Source organism: Streptococcus sp. HMSC34B10 (assembly GCF_001839505.1).
In the GTDB taxonomy this organism is placed as follows: Bacteria; Bacillota; Bacilli; order Lactobacillales; family Streptococcaceae; genus Streptococcus; species Streptococcus peroris.
The window spans coordinates 184,171-193,944 of the sequence record NZ_KV841556.1 but is presented as its reverse complement, the minus strand read 5'-3'; the positions used below and the strand labels follow the sequence as shown (position 1 = coordinate 193,944).

At 39.8% G+C, this 9,774-nt stretch carries 8 protein-coding genes; 4 read left to right on the top strand and 4 right to left on the bottom strand.

The window, feature by feature from the left end:
- The first annotated feature begins 103 nt into the window (after positions 1 to 103).
- Positions 104 to 1,033 (top strand): helix-turn-helix domain-containing protein, encoded by a 930-nt coding sequence (locus tag HMPREF3237_RS06535; protein ID WP_070889242.1) that lies wholly within the window; start codon positions 104 to 106, stop codon positions 1,031 to 1,033.
- A gap of 51 nt (positions 1,034 to 1,084) precedes the next feature.
- Here HMPREF3237_RS06535 and HMPREF3237_RS06530 read toward each other — a convergent pair whose 3' ends face one another.
- The 3 genes from HMPREF3237_RS06530 to zapA all read right to left on the bottom strand — a co-directional run bounded on the left by HMPREF3237_RS06530 (position 1,085) and on the right by zapA (position 4,378).
- Positions 1,085 to 3,421 carry an endonuclease MutS2 gene (locus HMPREF3237_RS06530; protein ID WP_070889241.1) on the bottom strand — a complete coding sequence of 779 codons (2,337 nt, stop codon included), beginning with the start codon at positions 3,419 to 3,421 and terminating at the stop codon, positions 1,085 to 1,087.
- 109 nt (positions 3,422 to 3,530) lie between these two features.
- Complete coding sequence (locus HMPREF3237_RS06525) at positions 3,531 to 4,079, bottom strand: CvpA family protein (protein ID WP_070889240.1); 549 nt, start codon at positions 4,077 to 4,079, stop codon at positions 3,531 to 3,533.
- Positions 4,076 to 4,378, bottom strand: coding sequence for a cell division protein ZapA (gene zapA / locus HMPREF3237_RS06520; RefSeq protein ID WP_004252047.1), 303 nt, complete (start codon positions 4,376 to 4,378; stop codon positions 4,076 to 4,078). The genes HMPREF3237_RS06525 and zapA overlap by 4 nt, the downstream gene beginning before the upstream one ends.
- Positions 4,379 to 4,464: 86 nt before the next feature.
- Here zapA and rnhC point away from each other — a divergent pair, with 86 nt between their 5' ends.
- From rnhC to HMPREF3237_RS06505, 3 genes are all read left to right on the top strand, one after another.
- Positions 4,465 to 5,346 carry a ribonuclease HIII gene (rnhC, locus tag HMPREF3237_RS06515; protein ID WP_070889239.1) on the top strand — a complete coding sequence of 294 codons (882 nt, stop codon included), beginning with the start codon at positions 4,465 to 4,467 and terminating at the stop codon, positions 5,344 to 5,346.
- Between the two features lie 3 nt (positions 5,347 to 5,349).
- The gene (gene lepB / locus HMPREF3237_RS06510; RefSeq protein WP_070889238.1) at positions 5,350 to 5,964 is read left to right on the top strand and encodes a signal peptidase I; all 615 of its coding nucleotides are present in this window, start codon (positions 5,350 to 5,352) and stop codon (positions 5,962 to 5,964) included.
- 89 nt (positions 5,965 to 6,053) lie between these two features.
- Entirely contained in the window at positions 6,054 to 8,420 is a 2,367-nt protein-coding gene (locus tag HMPREF3237_RS06505; RefSeq protein WP_070889237.1) for an SF1B family DNA helicase RecD2, read from the top strand.
- A gap of 47 nt (positions 8,421 to 8,467) precedes the next feature.
- Here the strand turns inward: HMPREF3237_RS06505 and tig are convergent, their stop codons facing one another.
- Entirely contained in the window at positions 8,468 to 9,751 is a 1,284-nt protein-coding gene (gene tig / locus HMPREF3237_RS06500; RefSeq protein WP_070889236.1) for a trigger factor, read from the bottom strand.
- Positions 9,752 to 9,774 lie beyond the last annotated feature (23 nt).

Here is a 9,774-nt window from a genome sequence, read left to right as displayed (position 1 = left end):
CCCCCCCCCCCGAAAAAACGTAAATATAATTACCTTTTTCTGAAAGGCAATCCAAAAACTGGTAGAATTATGAAAAAACATGAAAAATCCAAGGAGATTTAAAATGCAAGATGAAAGTATATATGGATTAGTTTATAAATACATTCGTGAAGAAAGAGGTTTTACACAGAAAAAAGCTGCTGGTATAACGGTAACGCCTCATTTTTTACGTCAGTTTGAGCAAGGGAAATCTCGGATAACCATTCAAAAATTTGATGAAATTCTCTCAAATATTGGAATTGACAAGGAGACTTTTGATATTCTAAAAATGAAGATGTTCCCATCTGAATTTCACAAATTGCAGGCTCAAGTAGCTGATCTATCCTATAAGCGTGAATACAAAAAGATTCTTAATTTGATTAATCAACCCTTGGAGAATCCTGGTGTCTCTGAACACTATGTTATTGCGAACCGAGTAGTCAATAAATTTGCTATCGCGACTATTATTGGTAATTCTTTTCTGACTTCAAAAGACTATCAAGAATTGGAATATATCAAAAACTATCTCAGTGAATTAGACAACTGGAATAAAATCGAGTTGAAAATATTTTCATCCATCATCCCCCACTTTTCAATCGAATTTTTAGATTACAAGCTCTATCATTTATTAGACACTCTAAAAAAACAAACTGAATACCATTCAACCCGTACCGCTGATTACTATATTGACTGCCTGAGAAATGCTATCAAACATTATTCTATTAATGGTTACTATGATAAGGCCGAAAATTTAGCTCTCAAGACTTTAGAAGTAATTAATACATTTCCTTTATTGAGTGCAAAAATGACAGATATGATTAGTCTATCAATGGAACGTGCTAATAATTTTCTTAGACAAGATAACATTAAAGGTTTAGAAATTGCAAAACATATCTTTGCCGTTCTTGATAACTTTGAAAAAACGTATCCTAACCAACTCTTAACACGAATGAGGGAGGATTTCTTTGTCACTGTCACACAACTCAATCATACTGGACAACCTTTAGACGTTTAGTCTAAAAAAAGAAAAAGCTTGAAGAATCATCTGTAATTCTCAAGCTTTTTCTTATCCCTTAAAGGTTACGATGGTGGCACCACTACCACCTGCATTTTGAGGAGCGTATCCAAAGGTCTTGACATGTTTATTCCTTTGCAAATATTTGGTGACTCCCTCTCGGATAACTCCAGTACCAATCCCATGAATGATATCCACCTGGGCTAAGTTGTTCAACAAAGCTTGGTCAATAAAGGCATCCAATTCACTCATAGCTTCTTCATAACGTTTGCCACGAAGGTCTAGTCTAGCTCGCGGTCCTTTTCCTACTGCACGTTTGACGACGTTGACTTGTTTCTTCTTGACTGGCGCTTCTTGCTGAGCTTGAACCAAGTCAAACTCTTTTTCTTCAAGCGTCATCTTAATCAAGCCAACCTGTGCTTCCCAACGACCATCCTTGAGTTGATTGGTCAAGGTTCCTCGTTGACCATAGCTTAAAACGATGATATCATCCCCAATTTTTGGGGCTCGTTTTTTCTTGGCCTTTTGAAGGACCTTGTTTTTAGAAAGGTCAACTTTTTCAGGGGCTAATTTCTTAAGCTTAGCCTTGGCTTCAATAATCTCATGCGGTTTCAGTTGAGATTTACTGTGAAGATTTTTAAGAATATCATCACTCTCAGAGAGTGCCAATTCAACAATCTCAGCAGCCTGTTCACGCGCCTTATTGAGTTCGGTTTCTTTCTCACGGTTGAGCTCGTTGTAGAGTTTTTTAAGCGCACGATTCATCTTGAGGTTTTCTTGCTCGACTTCTCGAATATTGTCCAGACGTTTGCGACTTTCAAGCGTTTGTTCTTCCAATTGCTCAATGATACGATTGACGTCATTGTCTTGATCAATTTGCTTACTAGCGTCACCTACAATAACATCTGACAAACCCAGTCGTTTAGCAATCTCAAAGGCGTTGCTTCGACCAGGAACTCCTTGCATAAAGCGATAGGTTGGGCGCAGGCTAGCTGTATCAAATTCCATGCTGGCATTTTGAACATAGGTCGTTTCAATACCATAGGCCTTGAGTTCAGGATAGTGAGTGGTTGCCATAGTCTTGACCTGACGTAAGCGTAGGTCTTCTAAGATAGACATGGCAAGTGCTGCCCCTTCTTGCGGATCTGTACCTGCCCCAAGTTCATCTAGCAGTAAGAGCGAATGTTGGTTGACTTTACCCAAAATATCAACGATATTGGTCATGTGACTAGAGAAGGTTGAAAGACTCTGCTCAATGGATTGCTCATCCCCTATATCTGCAAAAATTTCCTCAAAAATCCCTACACGACTGCCTTTATCAGCTAAGATAGGCAAACCAGACTGAGCCATGATCTGTGTCAAGCCTAAGGTTTTGAGCATGATAGTCTTACCACCAGTATTGGGACCAGTGATGACGATGGCTGTCAAATCTTTCCCAAAATGCACATCATTTGCGACAGCATTTTGTACCAAAGGATGGCGAACATGGAGGAGTTGGATTTCCTGATCCTCAGAAACTTGAGGTACCACTGCTTCCGTCTCTTGGATAAAGCGGACCTTGGCACGAATCAGGTCCAAATGTCCAATAATCCAGGCATCATTAGCGATTTCAGCTGCGTGTGGTCTTACTCGTTCAGAGAGCTCTTGAAGGATACGCATCATCTCATAGTGTTCATCTGCACGAAGACTGGCGATTTCTTCGCTCAACTTGACTACTTCACGCGGTTCGATATAGACAGTGTTCCCACTGGCAGAAATATCGTGAACGACCCCAGCAATCTTGTTCCGATAGGTATTTTTGACTGGAAGAACTTGGCGACCATTTCTACTAGCGATAATGCCCTCTGTCAACATCTGAGCCTTTTGCTTGAGAAGGTCTTGTAAGACCTCACGGACTTGGCTCTCACTGTCATGGATTTTACGTCGGATTCGTGCCAAATCTTCACTGGCAAAATTTTCAATAAATCCAGCTTCGTTGATAGCTTGGAGATTACCCTGTAGATGTGGGAAATCATGAAGTTTCTCAAACCAGTTAGCCAGATGATCCAAGCGGACATTTTCAAGATTATCATAGAAATTCTTCAATTCACGACTGGCAAATATGACACGCTTGAGAAGAAGAAATTCTTCGATGTTAAGATCCGCACCCATTTCCAAACGTTTGCAGGTTGCAGCAATGTCTTTTGTTGCTGAAATGCTGAAATGAGGATGCTCCACAAACAGCTCCTGCATCTCCTTCATCTCTGCAAAAGCCTGTTTAATTTTATCAGCTTTATCAGTTGGGACTAGCTCTTTTAACTGCTCTAATCCCTGTTCCGTCAAAAGATGAGGTTCAAATAAAGACTTGACCTTGTTAAATTCTAACGTTTCTAGTATTTTTATATTCATCTTATTTCCTTAGTAAAAAAGTTATGGCTTTTCTTATTTTCAACTCTTTAAATCAATCTCTTACTTTTCAAAATTGTAAACAAAAGGCTAGGAATAGTTCCCGCCCTTTTTATCCGATTAATTTGATTACCCAAAGCTGTTTAATCACATTTGTAGTGATTGGGATGCTTTGGATGATGTGTCTAGCTACAAAGCTATTTTCAAGTGAATTTTGAACAATTTGTAGTGGTACAGTCGCAAGAATCGTTAACATCATCTGGAGGACAAATAAAGTCACTCCAACTGATACCACACCTGCCCCGATACGGTAGTATTCCCCGTCAACTATCTCAGTTGGCGCTAAGTTAATAAAAAGTCCAAGTAAGCGACCAATACAGTAAAAGGCTGTAAAGGCTATAAGGAAACCGATACCTGCATAAAAGACTTTATCTAATTGGAAGAGTTGACTGGACGGGAAAAAGAATGTTCCCTGTCCTTCCTGAGGATTTGCATAAGGGATTAATAAATTGAACTTCTGCCCTAAAGATAGGTAAAATTTGCTTGCAAAATAAGCGGAAATAATCGTTGCTACAAGATAATATGCTTGCAAAATAATTCCTCTGCGGTAGCCAATATAAAAGCTCCAAGCAAGGATTAACAAGAGTAGAATGGAAATCATAAAGAGTCCTCAATTTTACTCTGTTCTTGTTTAGCCGCAACCACTTTATAACGGAGTGATTCTAATTCTTGCTCCTTATCATCAAACTCAATCTCACGGCTGAGCTGGGTCGATAAGCAGTTAACCGCCAAGAGAATCGCTACTGTCTCATCATCTGCTCCAGGCATTTGTTCTTTGATTGCTTCATATTTTTCCGTTGCAACTTTAGCAATCTCCTCCATGAAAAGATTGTCATGTTCAGTTGTCAGGGTCAATGTTTTTTTCCCGAATGTAAACTTGAATCGATTTAAATTTGCCATAAAATTCACCTCACGATATTATACCAAATTTCACTAAATTTGTCAGTTTTTTCCAATTTTACTGCTTTTATGGTACAATAGAGACTATGGCAAGTATCACATTAATACCAAGTGAAAAGGAAATTCAAACTTTTGTTAAAGAGTATGAACAAGCCCTCACGCCAAGTAAAAATCCTTATATTCGCTACTTTTTTAAGCTTCCTCAAGCCAGCGTTTCCATCTATACATCTGGAAAAGTTCTCTTGCAAGGTGAAGCAGCTGAAAACTATGCCGGCTTTTTTGGTTATCAAGTAACGCAAGTAGCAAGTGGGCAAAACATCCCTCTAATAGGGACAGATGAAGTCGGAAATGGTTCCTACTTTGGTGGTCTAGCTGTAGTGGCATCCTTTGTAACTCCTGATCAGCATCACTTTTTGCAAAAACTCGGAGTTGGAGATTCCAAAACACTGACTGACAAAAAAATCCGTCAGATTGCTCCCCTCCTTAAGGAAAAGATCCAGCATCAAGCACTACTGCTTTCTCCAAGTAAGTATAACGAAGTCATTGGGGAACGTTATAATGCTGTTTCTGTCAAGGTCGCTCTCCATAATCAGGCCATTTTCCTACTCCTTCAAAAAGGAGTTGAACCAGAAAAGATTGTCATTGACGCCTTTACAAGTGCTCAAAACTACGATAAGTACTTAAGAGATGAAGCCAATCATTTCTCAAATCCAGTTACACTTGAGGAAAAGGCTGAAAGTAAATACTTGGCCGTAGCTGTTAGTTCCATCATTGCGCGTGATCTTTTTCTAGAAAATCTTGAAAACCTAGGACGAGAGTTAGGGTACCAACTTCCAAGTGGTGCTGGTGCAACTTCTGATAAAGTTGCCAGTCAGATTTTACAAGCATATGGAATGAAGGGGCTCAACTTCTGCGCTAAACTTCATTTTAAAAACACTGAAAAGGCAAAAATGTTGCTAGAAAGGTAAATTATGAAATACATTAAAAGATTTTTTAAAGAATGGGGATTTATCATTCTTATTCTTGTACTTGTAGGACTTAGTCGTTTATTTATTTGGAGTAATGTCCGTGTAGAAGGGCATTCTATGGACCCCACCCTAGGCGATGGAGAAGTCCTCTTTGTTGTCAAACATCTTCCAATCAATCGTTTTGATATCGTGGTTGCCCACGAGGACGATGGGAACAAGGATATCGTTAAGCGAGTCATCGGTATGCCAGGAGATACCATCCGTTATGACAATGATAAACTTTATGTTAACGGTCAGGAAACGAATGAGCCTTATCTAGCAGAATATCTCAAACGTTTCAAGGAAGATAAACTCCAAAGCACCTATACTGGCGAAAATTGGGATGGAAAAAAAGGAGAGTACTTCAGAAATCTTGCTGAAAAAGCTCAAGCCTTCACATTAGATGTAAACCATAATACCAGTTTTACCTTCACTATACCAGAGGGTGAATATCTCCTACTTGGTGATGACCGTCTGGTATCTAGTGATAGCCGACATGTTGGTACTTTTAAATCAAAAGATATCATTGGAGAGGCTAAATTCCGTTTCTGGCCATTCAAACGTATCGGAACAGTTTAAAAACTCTAAGAGGCCGAGAAGAAAAATCTCAGCCTCTTCTCATTCTATTCTGAATAATATAATCTCATTCAAGAATGTAAAGGAGTTATATGGAAGTCTATTTTACTGGTACGATTGAACGTATAATTTTTGAAAACCCTAGTAATTTTTACCGTATCCTCCTCTTAGATATTGAGGACACCGACGCTGAGAACTTTGATGATTTCGAAATCATTGTTACAGGGACCATGGCTGATGTCATCGAGGGAGAGGAATACACTTTTTGGGGACAAATCGTCCAACACTCCAAGTATGGAGAACAATTACAAATAAGCCGTTATGAACGTGCAAAACCGACTAGCAAGGGCTTAGTCAAATACTTCTCTAGTAGCCATTTTAAAGGAATCGGACTCAAAACTGCCCAGAAGATTGTAGAGCTCTACGGAGATAATACCATTGATGAAATCCTGGAGCATCCTGAGAAACTCGAAACCATCTCTGGACTATCTTCTAAAAGTCGTGAGACCTTCGTTTCTACACTTCGTCTTAACTACGGAACTGAGATGGTTTTGGCCAAACTTGCAAACTACGGGATTCCTAATAAATTAGCTATTCAAATCCAGGATACCTATAAAGAGGAAACCATCGATATCGTTGAAAATTATCCTTATCAGTTGGTAGAAGATATCAAGGGTTTGGGCTTTACCATCGCTGACCAATTAGCACAGGAATTGGGGATTGAGAGTCAGGCACCTGAACGCTTTCGAGCAGGTCTTGTTCATAGCCTTTTAAATGCTTGTATGGAAAGCGGGGATACTTATGTTGAAGCAAGAGATCTATTAGAAAAGACTCTAACCCTACTTGAATCCTCACGACCTGTGGAATTAGAACCCAGCCAACTCGCTCAAGAATTATCCAATCTCATTGAAGAAGAAAAAGTTCAGCAGGTTGATACGAAAATCTTTGACAACAGTCTCTTTTTCGCTGAAGAAGGAATTCACAATCACCTCATTCGTATTCTTGAAAAAGAAGACCCCAATAAACACGAAATAAAAACTATCCAGGAGCATATCGCAACTGTTGAGAAGGAATTAGGCATCCAATACGATACTATTCAAAAGCAGGCTATTTGCGACGCTATCCAAAACAAGGTCTTTATCCTGACAGGTGGACCTGGTACTGGAAAAACCACTGTTATCAATGGGATTATTGGTGTTTATGCTCTAATAGAGGGGCTAGACCTTAGAAAAAAAGGTAGTCTACCGATTCTCCTAGCTGCTCCAACCGGTCGCGCCGCTCGTCGTATGAATGAGTTGACAGAATTGCCAAGTGCAACGATTCACCGCCATTTGGGGATGACTGGAGACGACGATACCAGTCATTTGGAAGATTATCTAGATGCTGATTTTATCATCGTAGACGAGTTCTCTATGGTGGATACCTGGCTAGCCAACCAACTCTTCTCCAACATCTCCTCTAATAGTAAAATTCTCATTGTCGGAGATAGTGACCAGTTGCCATCGGTTAGTCCTGGTCAAGTCTTGGCTGACTTACTCCAGATTTCAAGTATTCCTCAAACACGCTTGGAAAGAATCTACCGTCAGAGCGAAGAATCAACCATTGTCACTCTCGCTAGTCAGATTAGACAGGGCATCTTGCCTGCAGATTTCACTCAGAAAAAAGCAGACCGTTCCTACTTTGAAATCGCCAGCAACCATATCACTGCGACCATTGAAAAAATCATAGATGCTGCTATTAGAAGTGGCATCCCTGCACGTGACATCCAAGTTCTGGCTCCTATGTATCGTGGTACAACAGGAATTGATGCCATCAATCAACTCATGCAAGAACTGCTCAATCCTCTTCAAAAGGGACAGATTAGTTTTGAGGCAAGTCAGTTTCATTACCGCACAGGCGATAAGGTCATTCATCTGGTCAACGATGCAGAAGTCAATGTCTTTAATGGAGATTTAGGCTATATTACTGACCTGATTCCTGGAAAATACACTGAATCTAAGCAAGATGAAATTATCATCGATTTTGATGGCAACGAGGTTTCCTATCCTCGAAATGAATGGTACAAAATTCGTCTGGCCTATGCTATGAGTATCCATAAGTCACAGGGGAGTGAGTTTCCAGTTGTGATTCTGCCAATTACCAGTGCTAGCAAGCGCATGCTGGAGCGAAATCTCATCTACACTGCTATCACTCGCGCCAAAAGCAAACTCATCCTACTTGGTGAACTTCAGGCCTTTGACTATGCAACCAAGCACATCGGGACAGCTCGCAAGACCTATCTGATTGAACGTTTCAGTGACCTAATGGAAGCAACTAAAAAAACTAGCCAGCAAACTACTGAAACTACCATATCAGCTGATTCTAAAGCGCCCTATATCTTGACCGAAGAAAACTGGTCTAGTATTCCAGCCATGATTGGGATTACAGAGGCAGACCTTCAAGGGATTTTTGAAAAATAGAGCACAAGAAAGCCCACCGGAACCGGTGGGCTTTTGATCTTTTCAGATTATTTTACTGTTGCAGTACTTGTGATTAATTCAACAGCCTTCTTAACTGTGATGTCGTGTTTCAACATTTCAGTAGAAAGCAAGTTTTGAACTTGAGCAACTTCCATGTTGTAGTCAGTTGCCAATTGTTCGATTTCTTTTTGGATTTCTTCTTCTGAAGCATCAAATCCTTCCGCCTTAGCAACTGCTTCAACAACAAGATTTGTCTTCGTACGTGACTCAGCTTCTGCTTCGTATTGTTTGTGAAGATCTTCTTGAGTAGTTCCAGTGATTTGGAAGTACATGTCAGGATTGATACCTTGACGTTGCAAGTTTCCAAGGAATTCATTTACTGAACGGTGAACTTCTTCGTGAATCATTTCTTCTGGAAGTTCTACGATTTCAGCATTTTCAACAGCTTTATCGATAGCTGCACTTTCAACTGCATCTTTGTAAGCTTCTTCTTTTGTTTCTGCTAACTCTTTACGGTATTTTTCTTTCAATTCAGCAAGTGTTTCCACTTCTTCGTCAATATCTTTTGCAAGTTCGTCGTCAAGAGCTGGAACTTCTTTTGCTTTTACTTCATGGATAGTTGTGACGAATTTAGCTTCTTTACCAGCAAGGTCTTCTGCTTGATAATCTTCTGGGAATGTTACAACAACATCAACTGTTTCACCAGCTGAGTGTCCAACCAATTGGTCTTCGAAGCCAGGGATAAATTGACCTGAACCAAGTTCAAGAGAGAAGTTGTCACCTTTTCCACCATCAAATTCAACACCATCGATAGAACCAACAAAGTCGATCACAACAGTGTCACCTTTTTCAGCAGCAGCTTCTTTAAGAACCAACTCAGCCAAGTTGTTACGTTCACGTTCGATACGTTCTTCAACGTCAGCGTCTGTTACTTCTTTTTCTACATCAACTGATACTTCAAGGTTTTTGTAGTCACCCAATTTTACTTCAGGTTTTGTAACGACTTCAGCAGTGATAACCCAGTCTTGACCTTTTTCCATTGATGTTACATCAATTTTTGGTTGTGCAACAACTTCAAGTCCAGCTTCTTTTACAGCTGCTTCATAAGCGTTTGGTAAAAGTGCATTCATAGCGTCCTGGTAGAGAGCTTCTTCACCAAATTTTTGGTCAAAGACAGGACGAGGAAGGTGACCTTTACGGAAACCTGGAACGTTAATAGTTTTCTTAACTGAGTTAAATACTCGATCCAATTCTGGTTTAATTTGGTCTTGAGCAATTGTGAAAGTCAAGACACCACGGTTTGTTTCTTTGTTTTCAAATGATACAGACATTCTGCCATTTCTCCTTAAAATTT

Coding starts and splice junctions, on each gene's coding strand:
- HMPREF3237_RS06535 (WP_070889242.1), top strand. CDS start 104: ATGCAAGATGAAAGTATATATGGATTAGTTTATAAATACATTCGTGAA.
- HMPREF3237_RS06530 (WP_070889241.1), bottom strand. CDS start 3,421: ATGAATATAAAAATACTAGAAACGTTAGAATTTAACAAGGTCAAGTCT.
- HMPREF3237_RS06525 (WP_070889240.1), bottom strand. CDS start 4,079: ATGATTTCCATTCTACTCTTGTTAATCCTTGCTTGGAGCTTTTATATT.
- zapA (WP_004252047.1), bottom strand. CDS start 4,378: ATGGCAAATTTAAATCGATTCAAGTTTACATTCGGGAAAAAAACATTG.
- rnhC (WP_070889239.1), top strand. CDS start 4,465: ATGGCAAGTATCACATTAATACCAAGTGAAAAGGAAATTCAAACTTTT.
- lepB (WP_070889238.1), top strand. CDS start 5,350: ATGAAATACATTAAAAGATTTTTTAAAGAATGGGGATTTATCATTCTT.
- HMPREF3237_RS06505 (WP_070889237.1), top strand. CDS start 6,054: ATGGAAGTCTATTTTACTGGTACGATTGAACGTATAATTTTTGAAAAC.
- tig (WP_070889236.1), bottom strand. CDS start 9,751: ATGTCTGTATCATTTGAAAACAAAGAAACAAACCGTGGTGTCTTGACT.